Origin of the sequence: Pantoea sp. Lij88, assembly GCF_030062155.1 — a bacterium.
Lineage (GTDB): Bacteria > Pseudomonadota > Gammaproteobacteria > Enterobacterales > Enterobacteriaceae > Pantoea.
Window position 1 is genome coordinate 3,545,585 of sequence record NZ_CP118269.1, and the last position, 20,314, is coordinate 3,565,898.

Genomic DNA, 20,314 nt, shown 5'->3' on the forward strand with positions numbered 1-20,314 from the left:
AGCGAAAAGTGAATGCCCGGCTTAATCCTGATACTCAACCACTAAGCGACGTGGCGCAAGACGGCCATCATCAGCGATTTCTGCCATACCGATAAATTTACGCGCTTCGCCTTCCGATACCCTGACCAGTCCCTGCGCAGGCGCATTGCTGGCCTGTACTGGCTGTCCCTGACGGAAAAAATCTGCCATGACAGTCGGGATATTTACTTCAGGGAAATCTGAGGCGGGGCTGTCCATCGGCAACAACAGCGGATCGAGCTGTGTCTCCAGAGGAATACCGGCTTCTGTGGCTTCCGCTAGCAGGGTGTTGAGCTGTTCCAGCGTCACCATCCTTTCATACGGATAACGGGCAACCTGAACGCGACGCAGCATGATGACATGCGCTCCGCATCCCAGTTTTTCGCCCAGGTCATCGATGATGGTGCGGATATAGGTGCCTTTGGAGCAGTGAATTTCCAGCTCCAGCTCATCATCCTGCCAGCGAATAAACTGCAGCTCATAGACAGTGACAGGGCGTGGTTCACGCTCAATCACAATGCCCTGACGCGCATATTCATACAGCGGACGCCCCTGATGCTTCAGCGCCGAAAACATCGATGGCACCTGCAACGTTTCGCCGCGGAAGCTCTCCAGGGCGCTGTCCAGATCGGCCTGACTGAAGCTAACGGGACGCGTCTGCACGATGTTGCCATCGGCGTCTGACGTGTCCGTACGCTCACCCAGCCGGGCAATCACACGGTAGCGTTTGTCGGAATCCAGCAGATACTGCGAAAACTTGGTCGCTTCACCCAGGCAAATCGGCAGCATGCCGGTCGCCAGAGGATCAAGCGCGCCGGTGTGTCCTGCGCGATTGGCGTTAAAGATACGCTTCACTTTCTGCAGGACATCATTCGACGAGACGCCTTGTGGCTTATCCAGCAACAATACGCCATGGACGTCGCGACCGCGACGACGCGGACGACTCATTACGCCTCCTCGTCATCGCCAGTGGCATCCGGGCCACGGCGCTCAGCATCGTTCTTCACAACGCTGGTGACGAGATTGGACATGCGCATCCCTTCCACTAACGAGTTGTCGTAGAAGAAGGTCAGCTCAGGCACGATACGCAGACGCATCGCTTTGCCCAGCAGAATGCGGATATAACCTGACGCTTCTTTCAGCGCTTTCAGGCCATGTTTAATCGCTTCTTCATCTTTGTCGTTGAGGAAAGTGACGAACACTTTTGCATAGGCGAGATCGCGTGACACTTCAACGCCGGATACGGTGACCATCATGCCAAGACGTGGATCTTTGATCTCACGCTGCAGGATCATCGCAATCTCTTTTTGCAGCTCTTGTGAAACGCGCTGCGGGCGACCAAATTCTTTCGCCATCATTATTTCTCCCAAATAATTCGGGAGGCCAGAGGCCTCCCAAATTGCAACACATCAGCAGTCTATTACTCGATGGTGCGTTTAATTTCGATGATTTCAAACACTTCGATCATATCGCCAACGCGAACGTCGTTGTAGTTCTTCACGCCGATACCGCACTCCATGCCGTTACGCACTTCGTTGACGTCATCTTTAAAGCGACGCAGAGATTCCAGCTCGCCTTCGTAAATCACCACGTTGTCACGCAGGACACGGATTGGATTGTGACGTTTGATGTTACCTTCCGTCACCATACAACCGGCAATCGCGCCAAACTTCGGTGATTTGAACACGTCGCGCACTGCAGCCAGACCAATGATCTGCTGTTTGTACTCTGGTGCCAGCATGCCACTCATCGCTGCTTTAACTTCGTCAATCAGGTTATAGATGACGGAGTAGTAGCGCAGATCCAGGCTTTCTGAGTCAATGACGCGACGCGCAGAGGCATCGGCACGGACGTTAAAGCCAATCAGGATGGCGTTCGAAGCAGCGGCCAGCGTTGCGTCGGTTTCGGTAATCCCGCCCACACCTGAACCAACAATCTTCACCTTCACTTCGTCGGTGGAGAGTTTCAGCAGGGAGTCAGCAATGGCTTCCACAGAACCCTGAACGTCAGCTTTCATCACGATGTTCAGTTCAGACACTTCGCCTTCGGTCATGTTAGCAAACATGTTCTCGAGCTTAGATTTCTGCTGGCGAGCCAGTTTAACTTCGCGGAATTTGCCCTGACGATAGAGCGCAACTTCACGTGCTTTCTTCTCGTCACGTACCACGGTCGCTTCATCACCCGCAGCCGGCACGCCGGACAGGCCCAGAATCTCAACCGGGATAGACGGACCCGCTTCCATGACTTCGCGACCCAGTTCGTCACGCATTGCACGAACACGGCCATATTCGAAACCACAAAGAACGATGTCGCCTTTGTTCAGTGTACCTTCGCGTACCAGCACGGTGGCAACCGGACCACGACCTTTGTCGAGGAACGATTCGATGACCACACCACTCGCCATACCTTCACGGATAGCAGTCAGTTCCAGTACTTCCGCCTGCAGCAGGATAGCGTTTAACAGGTCATCAATGCCGGTACCCGCTTTCGCAGAGACATTAACGAACATGTTTTCGCCGCCCCACTCTTCCGGAATGATTCCGTACTGAGTCAGTTCGTTTTTAACACGATCCGGATCTGCTTCTGGCTTATCGCACTTGTTCACTGCAACCACAACCGGCACTTTAGCGGCTTTGGCGTGCTGAATAGCTTCGATAGTCTGTGGCATCACGCCATCGTCTGCTGCGACAACCAGGATAACGATATCGGTCGCCTGCGCACCACGTGCACGCATCGCGGTAAACGCGGCGTGGCCCGGGGTATCCAGGAAGGTGACCATACCGGTGTCGGTTTCGACGTGGTAAGCACCGATGTGCTGAGTAATGCCGCCCGCTTCGCCAGAGGCGATTTTGGTGGAGCGAATATAGTCCAGCAGGGACGTTTTACCGTGGTCGACGTGACCCATGATGGTGACAACCGGAGCACGAGACTCCTGCGCCGCATCGGTATCACGATCGTCCATTACCGCTTCTTCCAGCTCGTTCTCGCGACGCAGGGTCACTTTGTGGCCCATCTCTTCGGCAACAAGCTGTGCAGTTTCCTGATCGATAACCTGGTTGATAGTCGCCATAGCGCCCATCTTCATCATCGCTTTGATGACCAGAGAACCTTTCACCGCCATTTTGTTAGCCAGTTCGGCTACGGTGATGGTTTCGCCAATCACAACATCGCGGTTAACGGCCTGCGCTGGCTTGTTGAAGCCCTGCTGCAGTGCGCTCGGTTTGCGATGCTTACCGCCTTTACCGCCACGAACCTGCGCACGCGCTTCTTCACGGTCAGTTTTGGCTTCAGAATGTTTGTTGCCTTTTTTCGCCGGACGCGCAGCTTTAGCCGTCGTACGCGCACGCGCACGGCCAGCTTCAACCTGGCGGTCGTTTTCGTCTTCTGCCTGACGGGCATGGGTCGAAGTGGTGACGTGATAGTCGCCTTTATCCTCTTCTTCCGGTTTTTCCCATTCAGCTGATTTCTCTTCAGCCAGACGGCGGGCTTCTTCGGCTACGAGGCGGGCAGCCTCTTCCAGCTTACGGCGGGCTTCTTCTTCAGCTTTACGCTTCAGTTCGGCAGCTTCAGCTTCGCGACGGGCTTTGTCTGATTGCGCAGCCCTGGTCACTTCGTCGGTAGGTTGATTTGTCACTTTGTCATTTTCCGCTGCTGCACGTTTGGCCTTGTCAGCGGCTTCGCGCCTGGCTTTGTCTTCGGCTTCACGTTGCGCTTTCTGTTCAGCTTCGCGACGGGCTTTTTCTTCAGCCTCGCGTTGCGCCTGCTCTTCCGCTTCACGCTGCGCCTCGGCTTCTGCTTCGGCCTGAGCTTGCTCAGACTCTGCATCACCCTTCACATAGGTACGCTTTTTGCGGACTTCAATTTGCACCGACTTACTTTTACCCCCGGTGCCTGGAATATTCAAGGTGCTGCGCGTTTTACGCTGCAGCGTCAGCTTAGCTGAACCGACCTGACCGTGTTCACGGTTCAGATGAGATAGTAAGGTTTCTTTCTCTTGCTGGGTCACCGCGTCATTTTCAGACTTAGGGATCCCCGCATCAGCAAATTGCTGTACCAGGCGATCGACCGGAGTCTGAATTTCTGCGGCCAGCGATTTTACGGTTACATCTGTCATGCTGTTCCTTCCTGTTATTACGCGTCATCGCCGAACCAGCAGATATTACGTGCGGCCATAATCAGCGCGCCGGCCTGTTCATCAGACATGCCTTCAATATCCGTCAGATCGTCAACACCTTGCTCAGCGAGATCTTCCAGCGTGCAAACGCCTTTCGACGCCAGGCGGAACGCCAGCGCACGATCGAGGCCTTCAAGATTCAGAAGATCCTCAGCGGGCTCCTGATTTCCAAGACTCTCTTCTTTCGCCAGTGCCAGGGTGGTTAACGCATTTTTTGCTCGTTCACGCAGGGCTTCAATAGTCTCTTCGTCGAGACCGTCGACTTCCAGCAGCTCGTTGATTGGCACGTATGCCAGCTCTTCCAGCGAGGAGAAGCCCTCTTCCACCAGTACGGTGGCGAACTCTTCGTCGATGTCGAGATGTTTAGTGAACATATCGATCGCTGCATGGGCTTCAGCCTGATGCTTAGCCTGCAGATCATCGACGGTCATCACGTTCAGCTCCCAGCCACTCAGCTGCGAAGCGAGACGCACGTTTTGGCCGTTACGGCCGATCGCCTGAGCCAGATTGCCAGTTTCTACGGCGATATCCATGGTGTGATTATCTTCATCAACCACAATCGACGCCACATCGGCCGGAGCCATGGCGTTAATAACAAACTGTGCCGGGTTATCGTCCCACAGCACGATATCGATACGCTCGCCGCCCAGTTCACTGGAAACGGCCTGAACACGCGCGCCGCGCATGCCCACACAGGCACCGACGGGATCGATACGCTTGTCGTTGGTTTTGACTGCAATTTTAGCGCGCGAACCCGGATCACGGGCAGCGGCTTTAATTTCAATCAGCTCTTCGCCAATTTCTGGCACCTCAATGCGGAACAGTTCAATCAGCATTTCCGGTTTGGAACGCGTCACGAACAGCTGCGCGCCACGCGCTTCCGGACGTACAGAGTAGAGTACGCCACGAATACGGTCGCCTGGACGGAAGTTTTCACGCGGCAGCATATCTTCGCGCATGATAACCGCTTCGGCGTTGCTGCCTAAGTCGAGGGAAATATTGTCGCGGTTAACTTTCTTCACCACGCCAGTAATAATTTCGCCTTCATGCTGACGGAACTGATCAACCACCATTGCGCGCTCAGCTTCGCGCACTTTTTGCACGATAACCTGCTTAGCGGTCTGGGTGGTGATACGGTCAAAAGTGACCGATTCAATCTGATCTTCGACATATTCGCCCAGATTGAATGCTTCATCTTCGAAGCGGGCCGCATCCAGCGTGATCTCGCGCGTCGGCTGTGTAACCTCTTCTACGATTTCCCAGCGGCGGAAAGTATCGAAATCGCCACTGCGGCGATCAATGCTGACGCGTACCTCAATTTCCTGCTCGTACTTTTTCTTGGTCGCAGTCGCCAGCGCGCTCTCCAGCGCTTCGAAGATTTTCTCACGCGGCAGGGCTTTTTCGTTAGAAACGGCTTCTACAACAGCTAAGATCTCTTTGTTCATCCTGGTTAGCCTCAATCCGGACTTTTAAAAGTGGGGGACCAGGTTCGCTTTCTGAATATTACTCAGCGCGAACACTTCATCGCTACCCTCAACGTGCACCGTGATCATCTCGCCATCAACTGACTTGATGGTTCCCTGCCATTTACGGCGGTTCTGAACGGCCATACGCAACACCAGACTCACTTCTTCACCCATAAAGCGGGTGTAGTGTTCTGCGGTGAACAGAGGACGATCGAGTCCCGGTGAAGAGACTTCAAGGTTGTAAGGTACCGTAATCGGATCTTCTACATCCATTACCGCACTTACCTGGTGGCTGACATCGGCGCAATCATCGACATTGATGCCATCTTCACTATCAATATAGATGCGCAGGATAGATGTGCGACTACGAACGAATTCAATTCCAACCAGTTCGTAACCCAGCGCTTCTACGGGAGCCGATACCAACTCTGTCAATTTTTGCTCTAATGTGGACAAGCCCACCCCCAAGACATAAAAAAAGGGCCTATAGCCCAGTATTACGATTCGCTAATAACAAAAAACCCCGAATATTCGGGGCTTTTAGTCACTGGACCCTGTATGCCGCAATGCGGCCCGGACTCCATCCAAAGAATTTTCTTTCAAAAAATAGCCGTGAATGCGTCCGTCGATGCATACAGTATATTTGAAAAAGAACTCAAAGGGAAAATTGGTTGCGGGGGCCGGATTTGAACCGACGACCTTCGGGTTATGAGCCCGACGAGCTACCAGGCTGCTCCACCCCGCGTCCGAAAACGTGGCGAATAATACGCCAGACCTGCATAAAATGCAAGTGATACTGCTATTTGGTACCGAGGACGGGACTTGAACCCGTAAGCCCAATCGGGCACTACCACCTCAAGGTAGCGTGTCTACCAATTCCACCACCACGGCACTGCACTGACCACAACGATTCTTTGTGCTGACGACCTTACTTAGGAATATCGCTGCCCGGGGTTACCGGTTGAGCTGGCTTTTCAGTCTGTTGAGAAGACTGCGCCGGCGCAGAAAGATTTTCCCACTCGCTTCCTTTAGACGCTTTATTGCTGTTCAGATTACCGAGAACCAGGCTGATGATGAAGAACAATGCCGCTAAGATGCCAGTAGTACGCGTCAGGAAGTTACCTGAACCCGAAGAACCAAACACCGTACCGGATGCGCCTGCACCGAATGAGGCTCCCATATCAGCGCCTTTGCCTTGCTGCAGCATGATCAGACCCACGAGGGCGATAGCTACAATAAGGAAAACAACTAAAAGAGCTTCGTACATATTCAACCTGTTCCTTGCACGATAATCGTACAGTTAAAGCTTCAACCAGTATTGATGGGGAGTCTCGTCATCACCCATCAGAAGCGGGTGTGAATACTAACCAAAGGCGCATATCTCTGCAAGTGCAATTTTTACCAACCAGACTGATTGCAGAAAAAAGCGCCATCCCGGTGATTTTACAGGCAGTTCCGCATCCTGCGAACTGCCTGTTACGCGTTAAACGGCCTTGACCTGGTCAGCGATGCGATTCGCCAGTTCCGTTACCTGCGCCTCATTTTCGCCTTCGACCATCACGCGAATCAATGGCTCGGTGCCCGACTTACGCAGCAGAACGCGTCCGCGACCCGCCAGGGCTTTTTCCACGTCGGCGGTGACGGTTTTTACCGCGTCGCTTTGCAGGGGATCATGTTCACCCGCGAAGCGCACGTTGACCAGAACCTGCGGCAGCATTTTCATGCCGCTGCAAAGATCGTGCAGGCTCATGTGGTTGCGCACCATTGCAGTGAGTACTTGCAAACTTGCAACGATGCCGTCGCCAGTGGTGGTTTTATCGAGCAGGATCACATGGCCGGAGTTCTCTGCGCCGAGACGCCACCCCTTCTCCTGCATCTTCTCCAGCACATAGCGGTCACCCACTTTGGCACGGGTAAACGGAATGCCGAGCTGCTTAAGCGCTAACTCCAGACCCATGTTACTCATCAGCGTACCCACTACGCCGCCGCGTAACTGTCCCTGACGCAGGGCTTCACGCGCAATGATGTAGAGAATCTGGTCGCCATCAACTTTGTCGCCCAGATGGTCAATCATCATGATGCGGTCGCCGTCGCCATCGTAGGCCAGGCCGATATCCGCTTTCTCCGCCAGCACGCGCTGCTGCAGCAGTTTGAGATCGGTGGCACCGCACTCTTTGTTGATGTTCATGCCGTCGGGCTGAACACCGATAGCAATAACGGTCGCGCCCAGTTCACGCAGAACATTCGGCGCAATGTGGTAAGTCGCACCATTCGCGCAGTCGACCACAATTTTCAGGCCATTCAGATTCAGCTCGCTCGGGAAAGTCCCTTTGCAGAACTCGATGTAACGCCCTGCGGCATCGACGATGCGGCTCGCGCGACCCAACTGCGCGGACTCAACGCAGGTAATCGGCTTTTCCATCTCCAGCTCAATCGCTTCTTCAACATCATCCGGCAGTTTGGTGCCTTCGGAAGAGAAGAACTTGATCCCGTTGTCGTCGAACGGATTGTGCGACGCGGAAATCACGATGCCCGCCTCTGCGCGGAAGGTGCGGGTCAGATAGGCGATGGCAGGCGTTGGCATCGGGCCGGTAAACGCCGCTGTCAGGCCCGCTGCAGCGAGGCCCGCTTCCAGGGCGGACTCCAGCATATAGCCCGAGATACGCGTATCTTTACCGATAATGATCTTCTTTGAACCATGGCGCGCCAGCACTTTACCTGCGGCCCAGCCCAGCTTCAGGACGAAATCGGGCGTGATAGGTGTTTCACCGACTTTGCCGCGAATGCCGTCTGTACCGAAATATTTACGATTACTCATGATGCTCCTTTTGCTCTTCGGGTCGCTTCGACCACGCGCATCGCTTCGGCCGTCTCTTTAACGTCATGCGCGCGAATAATCTGCGCGCCCTGCATGGCCGCAATGACCGCGCAGCTCAGGCTGCCGGTTAAACGCTGTGACGGACCGACATTTAACAGCTGGCCAATCATCGATTTACGCGACATCCCTACCAGCAGCGGCAGACCGAAGTGGTGAAAATCGCCCAGATGAGCCAGCAGTTCATAATTGTGGCTGAGATTTTTACCGAAACCGAAGCCCGGGTCGAGTATCAGCCGCTCTTTTTTAATTCCCGCCGCTTCGCAACGCGCAATCTGCTGAGCGAAGTAAGTGTGCACTTCGCTTAAGATATTTTGGTAAACCGGTGCCTGCTGCATGGTGCGCGGTTCGCCCTGCATATGCATCAGGCAGACGGGAAGTCCGGTCGCGGCGGCAGCTTCAAGCGCGCCCGGTTCAGAGAGTGAGCGCACGTCGTTAATAATGTTAGCACCCACTCGCGCCGCTTCCCGGATCACTTCGGCTTTAGAGGTATCCACTGAAATCCAGACTTCGAAACGCTGGGCGATTGCATCGATTACCGGAATGACCCGCTCCAGCTCCTCCTCGACACTCACTTCATCCGCGCCAGGACGGGTTGATTCACCGCCCACATCGATAATGGTTGCGCCTGCATTGACCATCTCATTGGTATGCGTCAGCGCATCGACCAGCGCATTATGTTTACCACCATCTGAAAAAGAGTCCGGCGTGACATTCAGTATGCCCATCACATGGGGAAAAGATAAATCGAGATGGGAATCACGGGCGAACAACTTCATGGCGGAAACTCCTTACTGATCAATATCTGGATGTAAAAAACCCCGGACCAGCCGGGGTTTTGTCTGACGATGTTGCGTCTTATTTGTTGTACTGCTCTGACATGGTATTGCCTGGGTTCGGCGTACGCGGTTCATCAACCGGACGTGGCGCCTTTGGCGTACCGTTACTGTCTGAGTTGCTGCCTGGATCTTCCCAGCCGGCTGGCGGACGCACTTCGCGGCGTGCCATCAGGTCGTCGATCTGCGGTGCATCAATGGTTTCATACTTCATCAGCGCGTCTTTCATCGCGTGAAGGATGTCCATGTTCTCACCCAGAATGCGACGAGCACGCTGGTAGTTGCTGTCGATCAGGTGCTTAACTTCCTGGTCGATAATGCGGGCCGTTTCATCGGACATATGTTTCGCTTTCGCGACAGAACGTCCAAGGAACACTTCACCCTCTTCTTCTGCATACAGCAACGGACCCAGTTTTTCAGAGAAGCCCCACTGCGTCACCATGTTACGAGCCAGATTAGTCGCGACTTTAATGTCGTTAGACGCACCGGTAGAAACACGTTCCACACCGTAGATGATCTCTTCTGCCAGACGACCGCCGTAAAGCGTTGAGATCTGGCTTTCCAGTTTCTGACGGCTGGCGCTGATCGCGTCGCCTTCAGGCAGGAAGAAGGTCACACCCAGCGCACGGCCGCGCGGGATAATCGTCACTTTATGCACCGGATCATGCTCGGGCACCAGGCGGCCAATAATGGCGTGGCCCGCTTCGTGGTAGGCAGTAGACTCTTTCTGCGATTCCGTCATCACCATGGAGCGACGTTCCGCACCCATCATGATTTTGTCTTTCGCTTTCTCAAACTCAACCATCGACACCACACGCTTGTTTGAACGGGCGGCGAACAGCGCTGCTTCGTTCACCAGGTTAGCCAGATCGGCACCTGAGAAGCCTGGGGTACCACGTGCAATGATCGCTGCATCAATATCAGTAGCCAGTGGCACACGACGCATATGCACTTTCAGGATCTGCTCACGACCGCGTACATCTGGCAGACCCACCACAACCTGACGGTCAAAGCGGCCTGGACGCAGCAGCGCAGGGTCCAGTACGTCAGGACGGTTAGTTGCGGCAATAACGATAATACCTTCGTTACCTTCGAAACCATCCATCTCAACCAGCATCTGGTTCAGCGTCTGCTCACGTTCATCATGACCACCGCCTAAACCGGCGCCACGCTGACGACCGACGGCATCGATCTCATCGATGAAGATGATGCACGGTGCCGCTTTCTTGGCCTGTTCGAACATGTCACGTACACGGGATGCACCGACACCAACAAACATTTCCACAAAGTCAGAACCAGAGATGGTGAAGAATGGCACTTTGGCTTCACCGGCAATCGCTTTTGCCAGCAGGGTTTTACCGGTACCCGGCGGCCCCACCATCAGAACGCCTTTCGGAATTTTACCGCCCAGCTTCTGGAAACGGCTCGGCTCACGCAGATATTCCACCAGCTCAGCCACTTCATCTTTCGCTTCGTCACAACCGGCTACATCGGCGAAAGTGGTTTTAATCTGGTCTTCCGTCAACATGCGGGCTTTGCTTTTGCCGAAGGACATCGCGCCCTTGCCGCCGCCGCCCTGCATCTGACGCATAAAGAAGATCCACACACCGATCAGCAGCAGCATCGGGAACCACGAAATGAAGATTGAAGCCAGCAGGCTTGGTTCTTCCGGCGGTTCGCCAACCACTTTGACGTTTTTGGTCAAGAGGTTATCGAGCAACTTAGGATCATTGACAGGAATGTAGGTGGTATATTTATTGCTGTCTTTTTTGACAACGTTAATTTCACGCCCGTTAATACGTGCCTCGCGGACCTGATCCTGGTTCACTTCCGACAGGAAGGTTGAATAATCAACCCGACGGCCATTCGACTCGCTGGGCCCAAAGCTCTGGAATACTGACATCAGCACGACCGCGATGACTAACCAGAGAATCAGGTTTTTCGCCATGTCACTCAAGGGATTAACCTCATATTACATCGGTGTTAACAGATAGCGTAGGGTACTATAGTTCCTGCATACATGGAATCGCAGCAAAGCTGCGGACTTCTCCAGCAATTTGGTTATAGTTTGCGCCCAGTCGCCACAATGTACACTTCACGTGAACGTGAACGTGAAGCGTCCGGCTTACGAATTTTTACTTTCGTAAACAGGGAGCGAATTTCCCGCAGGTATTCATCGAAGCCATCTCCCTGAAACACTTTCACTACAAAACTGCCGCCGGGTGCCAGGATATCCCGACACATCTCCAGCGCCAGCTCCACTAAATACATCGACCGGGGAATATCTACGGCAGGTGTACCACTCATATTCGGTGCCATATCGGACATGACAACCTGAACTTTCTGATCGCCAACGCGCTCAAGCAGCGCATTGACTACCAATTCTTCACGAAAATCGCCCTGAAGGAAATCGACACCGACAATTGGATCCATTGGCAGGATATCACAGGCAATGACGCGCCCTTTGTTTCCGATTTGCTGTACCACATATTGCGACCAGCCACCGGGTGCAGCACCCAGATCTACCACGGTCATACCGGGTTTGAACAGCTTGTCACCCTGTTGTATTTCATCAAGTTTAAACCAGGCGCGCGAACGCAACCCTTTTTTATGCGCCTGGAGCACATATTTATCGCTAAAGTGTTCCTGAAGCCAGCGGCCGGAGCTGGCTGAACGCTTTTTACCCGTCATATTATTTCCAACTAAATCGTCATCGTAGCGATAAACCTGCACGCAATGGGTTGCGTCGATTTGGTGATATACCCGAGATGGCGGTAGAATGAACCGTTTTCAATCCCTGAGTAAGTAAAAAACTACGATGAATCTAAGTACCAAACAAAAACAGCACCTCAAGGGCCTCGCCCATCCACTCAAGCCAGTGGTTATGCTGGGTGGCAACGGCCTGACTGAAGGCGTGCTGGCCGAAATCGAGCAGGCTCTGGCGCATCACGAACTGATCAAGGTAAAAATCGCCTCGGAAGATCGTGAAACGAAACAGCTGATCGTTGAGGCTATCGTGCGTGAGACCGGTGCCAGCAACGTACAGGTGATCGGCAAAACGCTGGTGCTGTATCGCCCCTCTAAAGAGAGCAAAATTTCTCTGCCACGTTAAGTGGGCAAAGAAAGTGACACGCTCTTACCTCAGATAAAAGGCCGCGATGCGGCCTTTTTCTTTTCTTTACATTGTGCTTTAACGCCTTTTCAGGCGAAGCACTCTCTTAAAGGTACTCTACCTTTAAAATCTCATACTCAACGTCGCCGCCCGGGGTTTTCACGATAGCCACATCATCGGCTTCTTTACCCACCAGGCCACGCGCCATTGGCGAATTGACCGAAATCAGATTTTGCTTAAAGTCCGCTTCGTCATCGCCCACGATGCGATACGTCGACTCTTCGTCGGTCTCGACATTCAGCACAGTCACCGTTGCGCCGAAAATCACGCGGCCCGTTTTAGGCATCTGTGTGACGTCGATAACCTGCGCATTGGAGAGTTTGGCTTCAATCTCCTGAATACGGCCTTCACAAAAACCCTGCTCTTCACGCGCAGCGTGATATTCCGCGTTTTCTTTTAAATCGCCATGTTCGCGTGCGTCAGCGATAGAGGCGATAATGCGCGGGCGCTTCACGGTTTTCAGCTCGTTCAGCTCTTCGCGCAATCTTTCAGCGCCTCTTAACGTCATCGGAATCTGATTCATTTAAGCTCCTCGCCCTCTTTCCTGTTTAACGATGTCATCCTGACCGGTGACTGCATAAAAAAGCGTTCTGCAGCGCATTAGCCCCTTTTTGCAAATAAAAGAATCCTGACCCGGAAATGCTTCCAGGCCAGAAAAGAGTTTTGCAATTTGATACGTATTTTACCCCAGAGTTCACTGCGGGTCATCGTTTACTTTGCACCGTCCGGCAACGTAGTATTGACGCCCTCACCTGCCAGTTACCGCGAGATTATGCGATTTTCACGACTTGTTACCGGATTAAGCTGCGCATTTATGCTGCAGGCACACGCAGCGCCAGTTGATGAATACATGCAGTACCTGCCAGACGGCGCCAATCTGGCGCTGATGGTACAGAAAGTGGGTGCATCAACACCGATTATTGATTACCACGGAAAACAGATGGCCCTGCCCGCCAGTACCATGAAAGTGGTGACGGCGCTGGCGGCATTGCTGGAACTGGGTGGCGACTTCCGTTTTCAGACCACTTTTGAAACTCGCGGCGCCATTATAGATGGCACCCTGAACGGCGATTTAGTCGCCCGTTTCGGCGGTGATCCGACCTTAACCCGTCAGGATCTGCGCAACATGGTCGCGGCGATTAAGAAGCAGGGCATTAACCATATCAAAGGCAATCTGGTTATCGACACCTCCGTTTTTGCCAGTCACGACATGGCACCGGGCTGGCCGTGGAACGATATGACCCAGTGCTTCAGCGCCCCTCCGGGTGCGGCAATTGTTGATAAAAACTGCTTCTCGGTGTCGCTCTACAGCGCCAATACACCGGGTGAAAATGCCTTTGTGCGCATCGCCTCCTACTATCCGGCGCATATGTACAGCCAGGTCCGTACCATTGGCCGAAACAGCGGCGAAGGGCAATATTGCGAACTGGATGTGGTGCCGGGTGAGCTGAACCGCTACACGCTGACCGGCTGTATGCGCCAGCGTGCCGAACCGCTGCCGCTGGCCTTTGCGGTACAGGATGGCGCGGCCTGGGCAGGCGAAATTCTCAAGGCGGAACTGCGGTCATCAGACATTGATTACAGCGGGCATCTGGTGCGTCAGACGCAGGTCACGGAGCCAGGCACGGTACTGGCGTCGACACAGTCCGCGCCGCTGCATACGCTGTTGCATACCATGCTGAAGAAGTCAGACAACATGATTGCTGACACGGTATTCCGCACTATTGGTCATCACTACTTCAACGTGCCTGGGACCTTCCGTGCCGGACAGGATGCGGTTCGTCGTATCCTGAAAGCGAAAGCCAACGTCGATATGGGCAATAGCATTCAGGTCGATGGTTCCGGCCTTTCGCGCCACGATCTGATTTCGCCGCAGACCATGATGCAGGTGTTGCAGTTCATTGCGAAGAATGACAACACGCTGGATTATATTTCGATGCTGCCGCTGGCTGGCTATGATGGCACGCTGCAATATCGTGGCGGGCTGCATGAAGCGGGCCTCGATGGTAAAGTCTCGGCCAAAACCGGTTCGCTGCAGGGCGTCTATAATCTGGCGGGCTTTATTACCACCTCCAGTGGCGCGCGGGTGGCGTTCGTGCAGTTCCTTTCCGGTTATGCCGTGCCGCCGGAAGATCAACGTACACGACGTATTCCGCTGGTGCGATTCGAAAGCCGCCTCTACCGCGATATCAATCAGAACAACTGATTACGCAGTAATAAAAACGCAGCAGGCGATTAACCTGCTGCGTTTTTTTATGGCTGACGCCATCAGAAGCGGATATCAGTGTCGCGATGATGAGCAGGATCCAGAAAGAACAATGCCCCCTTTCATTCCTGAACGGGGGCATCGTATATCACGCTGCAGAAGGTGCGCGATTAACGCTGATAGATAATTTCAACGCCTTCGTCGTCTTCATCATCCCAGTCGTCATCCCACTCTTCATCTTCCACTTCAACCGTGTTTTCAATGGTTTCTTTGTGGTAATCGTCCCACATGAACTCCACTTTCTCCGGCTGTTTCTCTTCAAGCTCTGCTTCTTTCGGGTTGGCGTTGATGAAGCTCATCACGTCCCAGCAGAGTTCGTTGACACCGGTACGGCTTGCGGCAGAGATCAGGTAATACTTATCTTCCCAGCCCAGCGCTTCAGCAACCGCTTTCGCCCGTGACTGCGCTTCTTCTTCACTGATCAGATCAATTTTGTTGAAGACCAGCCAGCGTGGCTTGTTGAACAGCTTCTCGCTGTACTTTTCGAGTTCACCGAGAATGATCCGGGCATTTTCAACCGGATCGCTTTCATCGATTGGATCGATGTCGATCAGGTGCAGCAATACGCGGCAGCGCTCAAGGTGCTTCAGGAAGCGAATGCCGAGGCCTGCGCCATCTGCTGCGCCTTCAATCAGGCCTGGGATATCGGCCACGACGAAGCTCTGCTCGCTGTCCATACGGACCACGCCCAGGCTTGGCACCAGCGTGGTAAACGGATAGTCCGCCACTTTTGGTTTAGCGGCCGATACGGCACGGATAAAGGTCGATTTACCGGCATTCGGTAAGCCCAGCATCCCGACGTCCGCCAGCAGCATCAGCTCCAGCTGCAGATCGCGCTTTTCACCTGGGGTACCCATGGTTTTCTGGCGCGGACTGCGGTTCACTGACGATTTGAAACGGGTGTTACCCAGACCATGCCAGCCGCCTTTGCCGACCATCAGCTTCTGGCCGTGGCGCGTCATGTCGCCTAAGGTCTCGCCGGTACCCTGATCGATCACCCGGGTGCCGACCGGCACTTTAACTTCGATATCTTTACCGCGTTTGCCGGTACAGTCACGGCTCTGACCGTTCTGTCCACGCTCGGCGCGGAAAGATTTTTCGAAACGATAATCGATAAGGGTGTTGAGGTTTTCATCAGCGATCAGATAAACGTCACCGCCGTCACCGCCATCTCCCCCATCAGGGCCGCCTCTCGGGATATATTTTTCGCGGCGGAAGCTGACGCAACCATTACCGCCATCACCGGCGACGACCAAAATTGTCGCTTCATCTACAAACTTCATTTTCTATCTCCGTCACACAATCGCCTGCAGCATTCTGCAGACGGGTCCGCCAGGGTCTTCTGCGCTGACCAGCGGCGGATAAATCAGGATTGGCTTTCGCCAGTGCGTACATAAAGTGTACAGCAAACTTTTGTGATGCGTCGCTTTTACCGCAACAGACCGCAGAATGTAAAAAGCCCCGCAGGAGCTGCGGGGCCTTCAATTCGTGCGTTCAGACGTTAAACGTCTGCGTCACGACAACCTTACTCAGCAACGATGCTGATGTATTTACGGTTGTTCGGACCTTTAACTTCGAACTGTACTTTACCGTCTGCAGTAGCAAACAGGGTGTGGTCACGACCACAACCTACATTGGTACCGGCGTGGAATTTGGTGCCACGCTGACGAACGATGATGCTACCTGCCAGAACAGATTCGCCACCGAAACGTTTTACACCCAGACGTTTTGCATTGGAGTCACGACCATTTCGAGTCGAACCACCAGCCTTTTTATGTGCCATTTGTCAGATCTCCTCTTACGCCGTGATACCAGTGATTTTCACATCAGTGAACCACTGGCGATGGCCTGCTTGCTTACGGTAGTGCTTACGACGACGAAACTTAACAATCTTAATTTTCTCGCCACGACCGTGAGCAACAACTTCTGCCTTGATCATTCCGCCTGAAACCAGTGGCGCGCCGATTTTCACGTCTTCGCCATTAGCAATCATCAGAACCTGGTCAAACTCAATCGTTTCACCGGTTGCGATGTCCAGCTTTTCCAGGCGAACGGTCTGACCTTCGCTTACTCGGTGTTGTTTACCACCACTTTGGAAAACCGCGTACATATAAAACTCCGCTTCTGCGCTTGCCTTTTAGTTCATCAGGCGGCGCGCTAAATATTCACAATAGGGCGCGAATTCTACGCAAAACTCCAGAAGAAGACAAGAGCACTTTGCACACTCTTGCAGAAAAAAAACACAGGCTGAATGCAACCGTTTCTCAGGCACAAAATTCAAGTACAATCAGTAACAGATTACCTGAACGCTGGCTGGGTAAACCACTTACCATGGCAGAGATAACGAGTCATAGCTGAAAAGACGAATGAACTTAGAACAGATTAATGAATTAACCGCACAGGATATGGCTGCCGTTAACCAGACCATCCTCGACCAGCTGAATTCAGATGTCTCGCTCATCAACCAGTTGGGCTACTACATCATCAGTGGTGGGGGCAAGCGTATCCGTCCCATGATTGCCGTGCTATCTGCACGTGCCATGGGCTACAAGGGCGACCTGCACGTGACCAATGCGGCGCTGATCGAATTTATCCACACCGCCACGCTGCTGCATGACGATGTCGTGGATGAATCCGATATGCGTCGTGGCAAAGCGACCGCGAACGCGGCGTTTGGCAATGCGGCAAGCGTGCTCGTCGGTGATTTTATTTACACCCGCGCCTTCCAGATGATGACCAGCATGGGTTCGCTGCGTATCCTGGCGCTGATGTCAGAAGCGGTAAACGTGATTGCTGAGGGCGAAGTCCTGCAGCTGATGAACGTTAACGATCCCGACATCACCGAAGAGAGCTACATGCGCGTGATTTACAGCAAGACTGCGCGCCTGTTTGAAGCGGCCTCGCAGGCCTCTGCGATTCTGGCTGAAGCCACACCTGAAGAGGAAAAGGCGCTGCAGGATTATGGGCGCTATCTGGGTACAGCTTTCCAGTTAATTGACGATTTACTGGACTACAGTGCTGACGGCGAGACGCTGGGCAAAAATACCGGCGATGACCTGAGTGAAGGCAAACCGACGCTGCCACTGCTGCATGCGATGCAGCACGGCTCACCTGAACAGGCGAAGATGATTCGTGAAGCTATTGAGCAGGGAAATGGCCGCCATCTGCTGGAACCGGTGCTGGAAGCGATGAATCAGTGTGGTTCGCTGGAGTGGACCCGCAGCCGCGCCGAACAGGAAGCGGACAAAGCAATTGAAGCCTTGCGGATTCTGCCTGAATCACCGTGGCGCAGCGCCCTGGAGTCACTGGCGCACATGTCAGTCCAGCGCGATTTCTGATCCCACACGGAGCCTCCCGGGCTCCGTTTTTACGTCCCTGCTCTCACTTCTCTTTGTTCCCTCTTCGCTGTTGCACTTCTTTTGCGTGCTACCACACAGACCCGACGCTGGATCCAAATACAACTGGAAATTAATGGAATCTATTTGCTATAAATAACCTGTTCTTTCCAGATATCAGTAAAAAGGAAAGCCAACATCCGGCAGGACGACGTAATGACAAGGAAAAGGAGAACAGGTTATGGAAGAAAGGATGGAAGACTGGCATCCGGCTGACATTATCGCTGCGCTGCATAAGCGTGGTATGACTCTGGCAGGGCTGTCACGCGCAGCGGGTCTGAGTTCATCGACGCTGGCTAATGCGCTGACGCGTCCCTGGCCCAAAGGCGAATGGCTGATCGCCGACGCGATTAAGATTCACCCGAGTGAGATCTGGCCCAGCCGCTATTACGATCCCGATACCCGCTGTCTGCTGGATCGCAAAAAACGTATCCGGACGCCGGTAGATCATACTGACCGCGCCTGAGATCCCAGGCGAAAAAAAACCAGCCCCGAGCGGGGCTGGCTCTTTCAGAGCATCCGCGGGATTACTCTTCGCTGACACGCTCGATGTTCGCACCCATCGCTTTCAGTTTATCTTCGATGTGCTCATAGCCACGATCGATGTGATAAATGCGATCAACGAACGTCGTTCCTTCCGCAATACAACCCGCCAGAACCAGGCTTGCCGAAGCTCGCAGATCGGTCGCCATCACCTGCGCACCTGACAGGGTTTCAACCCCGTGACAGATCGCCGTGTTGCTCTCGATCTCAGCATGGCCGCCCATACGAATCAGTTCGGGGATATGCATGAAACGGTTTTCAAAGATGGTTTCGGTAATCAGGCCCGTGCCTTCCGCGACCATATTTAACAGGGTGAACTGCGCCTGCATATCGGTCGGGAAACCCGGATGCGGTGCGGTGCGCACGTTGACCGCTTTTGGTCGCTTGCCGTGCATATCCAGACTGATCCAGTCTTCACCGGTTTCGATGTCGGCACCCGCATCACGCAGCTTAGCCAGCACAGCATCCAGCGTATCTGGCTGGGTTTTGTGACACATCACTTTGCCGCCTGAAATGGCAGCCGCCACCAGGAAAGTACCGGTTTCGATGCGATCCGGCAGGACGCGGTAAACACCGCCACCCAGACGCTCAACGCCTTCGATGGTGATTTTATCGCTGCCTGCGCCACTGATTCTGGCACCCAGGGTGTTCAGGAAGTTGGCGGTATCGACAATTTCCGGCTCACGGGCCGCATTCTCAATGACAGTGGTACCGGTCGCCAGCGTCGCAGCACTCATGATGGTGACCGTTGCGCCGACGCTGATTTTATCCATGACAATCAGCGCGCCCTTCAGGCGGCCATTGACTGATGCTTTGACGTAGCCCTCTTCCAGCTTGATCTCGGCACCCAGCTGTTCCAGACCGGTGATGTGCAGGTCAACCGGACGGGCGCCGATAGCGCAGCCGCCCGGCAGTGAAACCTGACCCTGACCAAAACGCGCTACCAGCGGGCCCAGCGCCCAGATTGAGGCACGCATGGTTTTGACCAGATCGTAAGGCGCACAAAATACATCTACCGCGCTGGCATCGACATGCACAGAACCGTTGCGTTCCACCTTCGCACCCAGCTGCGTCAGCAGCTTCATGGTGGTATCAATGTCGCGCAGCTTTGGCACATTCTGGATCTCTACCGGCTCTTCAGCCAGCAGGGCAGCAAACAGAATAGGAAGTGCGGCGTTCTTCGCCCCGGAAATGGTTACTTCACCACTTAAGCGGGTGGGGCCTTGCACACGAAATTTTTCCATTAACACGGCTCTCAATTAACTAGCTAAAAATTGGACTCGCCCAGGGCGAGTTCACCACGATGAGGATCAGAAACCGTTGAGTTTACGGTCACGCGCCCATTCAGCGGGAGTGTAGGTTTTGATAGAGACAGCATGCATGCGGTTATCCGCGATGAATTCCATCAGCGGCGCGTAGACAGCCTGCTGCTTTTTCACGCGGCTCAGTTCGCCAAACAGTTCGCCTACGGCGATCACCTGAAAATGGCTGCCATCGTTGCTCATCACATGAACTTCGTCTAAAGGCAATGCGGCCATCAGCACGGCCTGAATTTCACTGTTTTCCATT

At 53.7% G+C, this 20,314-nt stretch carries 20 protein-coding genes and 2 tRNA genes; 4 read left to right on the forward strand and 18 right to left on the reverse strand.

What is annotated here, in order from left to right:
• Positions 1–21 precede the first annotated feature (21 nt).
• The 12 genes from truB to rlmE form a co-directional block, all read right to left on the reverse strand.
• Complete coding sequence (gene truB, locus PU624_RS20445) at positions 22–966, reverse strand: tRNA pseudouridine(55) synthase TruB (protein WP_283546425.1); 945 nt, start codon at positions 964–966, stop codon at positions 22–24.
• Positions 966–1,373, reverse strand: coding sequence for a 30S ribosome-binding factor RbfA (rbfA, locus tag PU624_RS20450; protein WP_090963920.1), 408 nt, complete (start codon positions 1,371–1,373; stop codon positions 966–968). Before rbfA ends, truB begins: the two co-directional genes overlap by 1 nt.
• Before the next feature lie 65 nt (positions 1,374–1,438).
• Positions 1,439–4,132 (reverse strand): translation initiation factor IF-2, encoded by a 2,694-nt coding sequence (gene infB, locus PU624_RS20455; protein ID WP_283546426.1) that lies wholly within the window; start codon positions 4,130–4,132, stop codon positions 1,439–1,441.
• A 17-nt stretch (positions 4,133–4,149) separates the two neighbouring features.
• Positions 4,150–5,637, reverse strand: coding sequence for a transcription termination factor NusA (gene nusA / locus PU624_RS20460; protein WP_283546427.1), 1,488 nt, complete (start codon positions 5,635–5,637; stop codon positions 4,150–4,152).
• Positions 5,638–5,661: 24 nt separating this feature from the next.
• Complete coding sequence (gene rimP / locus PU624_RS20465; RefSeq protein WP_010251795.1) at positions 5,662–6,114, reverse strand: ribosome maturation factor RimP; 453 nt, start codon at positions 6,112–6,114, stop codon at positions 5,662–5,664.
• Between the two features lie 212 nt (positions 6,115–6,326).
• Positions 6,327–6,403, reverse strand: a tRNA-Met gene (locus tag PU624_RS20470).
• Between the two features lie 59 nt (positions 6,404–6,462).
• Positions 6,463–6,549: transfer RNA gene (locus PU624_RS20475), tRNA-Leu, on the reverse strand.
• 37 nt (positions 6,550–6,586) lie between these two features.
• The gene (gene secG, locus PU624_RS20480) at positions 6,587–6,925 is read right to left on the reverse strand and encodes a preprotein translocase subunit SecG (RefSeq protein WP_283546428.1); all 339 of its coding nucleotides are present in this window, start codon (positions 6,923–6,925) and stop codon (positions 6,587–6,589) included.
• 216 nt (positions 6,926–7,141) lie between these two features.
• The gene (glmM, locus tag PU624_RS20485) at positions 7,142–8,476 is read right to left on the reverse strand and encodes a phosphoglucosamine mutase (protein WP_013359908.1); all 1,335 of its coding nucleotides are present in this window, start codon (positions 8,474–8,476) and stop codon (positions 7,142–7,144) included.
• Positions 8,473–9,312, reverse strand: a complete 840-nt coding sequence (folP, locus tag PU624_RS20490; RefSeq protein ID WP_283546429.1) for a dihydropteroate synthase — start codon at positions 9,310–9,312, stop codon at positions 8,473–8,475. The genes glmM and folP overlap by 4 nt, the downstream gene beginning before the upstream one ends.
• 79 nt (positions 9,313–9,391) lie before the next feature.
• A complete protein-coding gene (ftsH, locus tag PU624_RS20495) occupies positions 9,392–11,317 on the reverse strand; it encodes an ATP-dependent zinc metalloprotease FtsH (RefSeq protein WP_033781657.1) in 1,926 nt (641 codons plus the stop codon).
• Between the two features lie 113 nt (positions 11,318–11,430).
• Positions 11,431–12,060 carry a 23S rRNA (uridine(2552)-2'-O)-methyltransferase RlmE gene (gene rlmE, locus PU624_RS20500; protein WP_086905091.1) on the reverse strand — a complete coding sequence of 210 codons (630 nt, stop codon included), beginning with the start codon at positions 12,058–12,060 and terminating at the stop codon, positions 11,431–11,433.
• A gap of 127 nt (positions 12,061–12,187) precedes the next feature.
• Between rlmE and yhbY the strand changes: the two genes are divergently transcribed.
• Complete coding sequence (gene yhbY, locus PU624_RS20505; protein ID WP_008925418.1) at positions 12,188–12,481, forward strand: ribosome assembly RNA-binding protein YhbY; 294 nt, start codon at positions 12,188–12,190, stop codon at positions 12,479–12,481.
• A 106-nt stretch (positions 12,482–12,587) separates the two neighbouring features.
• Here yhbY and greA read toward each other — a convergent pair whose 3' ends face one another.
• Entirely contained in the window at positions 12,588–13,064 is a 477-nt protein-coding gene (gene greA / locus PU624_RS20510) for a transcription elongation factor GreA (RefSeq protein WP_003851087.1), read from the reverse strand.
• Between the two features lie 249 nt (positions 13,065–13,313).
• On the opposite strand from greA, the gene dacB reads away from it, so the two are divergent.
• A complete protein-coding gene (gene dacB / locus PU624_RS20515) occupies positions 13,314–14,747 on the forward strand; it encodes a serine-type D-Ala-D-Ala carboxypeptidase (protein WP_283548046.1) in 1,434 nt (477 codons plus the stop codon).
• A 170-nt stretch (positions 14,748–14,917) separates the two neighbouring features.
• Here the strand turns inward: dacB and cgtA are convergent, their stop codons facing one another.
• The 3 genes from cgtA to rplU all read right to left on the reverse strand — a co-directional run bounded on the left by cgtA (position 14,918) and on the right by rplU (position 16,917).
• The gene (gene cgtA / locus PU624_RS20520; RefSeq protein ID WP_003851092.1) at positions 14,918–16,090 is read right to left on the reverse strand and encodes an Obg family GTPase CgtA; all 1,173 of its coding nucleotides are present in this window, start codon (positions 16,088–16,090) and stop codon (positions 14,918–14,920) included.
• Positions 16,091–16,332: 242 nt separating this feature from the next.
• Positions 16,333–16,590: a 50S ribosomal protein L27 gene (gene rpmA, locus PU624_RS20525; protein WP_003851093.1), complete on the reverse strand. Its 258-nt coding sequence runs from the start codon at positions 16,588–16,590 to the stop codon at positions 16,333–16,335.
• A gap of 15 nt (positions 16,591–16,605) precedes the next feature.
• A complete protein-coding gene (gene rplU / locus PU624_RS20530) occupies positions 16,606–16,917 on the reverse strand; it encodes a 50S ribosomal protein L21 (RefSeq protein ID WP_008925416.1) in 312 nt (103 codons plus the stop codon).
• A gap of 256 nt (positions 16,918–17,173) precedes the next feature.
• Here rplU and ispB point away from each other — a divergent pair, with 256 nt between their 5' ends.
• Together ispB and PU624_RS20540 are read left to right on the forward strand one after the other, a co-directional pair.
• Entirely contained in the window at positions 17,174–18,145 is a 972-nt protein-coding gene (gene ispB / locus PU624_RS20535; RefSeq protein ID WP_008925415.1) for an octaprenyl diphosphate synthase, read from the forward strand.
• A gap of 238 nt (positions 18,146–18,383) precedes the next feature.
• Positions 18,384–18,668, forward strand: coding sequence for a helix-turn-helix domain-containing protein (locus PU624_RS20540; protein ID WP_283546430.1), 285 nt, complete (start codon positions 18,384–18,386; stop codon positions 18,666–18,668).
• 61 nt (positions 18,669–18,729) lie between these two features.
• On the opposite strand, the gene murA is transcribed toward PU624_RS20540, so the two are convergent.
• Both murA and ibaG read right to left on the reverse strand, forming a co-directional pair.
• Positions 18,730–19,989: a UDP-N-acetylglucosamine 1-carboxyvinyltransferase gene (gene murA / locus PU624_RS20545; protein WP_283546431.1), complete on the reverse strand. Its 1,260-nt coding sequence runs from the start codon at positions 19,987–19,989 to the stop codon at positions 18,730–18,732.
• Between the two features lie 66 nt (positions 19,990–20,055).
• A complete protein-coding gene (gene ibaG / locus PU624_RS20550; RefSeq protein ID WP_003851098.1) occupies positions 20,056–20,313 on the reverse strand; it encodes a BolA family iron metabolism protein IbaG in 258 nt (85 codons plus the stop codon).
• Position 20,314: the final 1 nt, after the last annotated feature.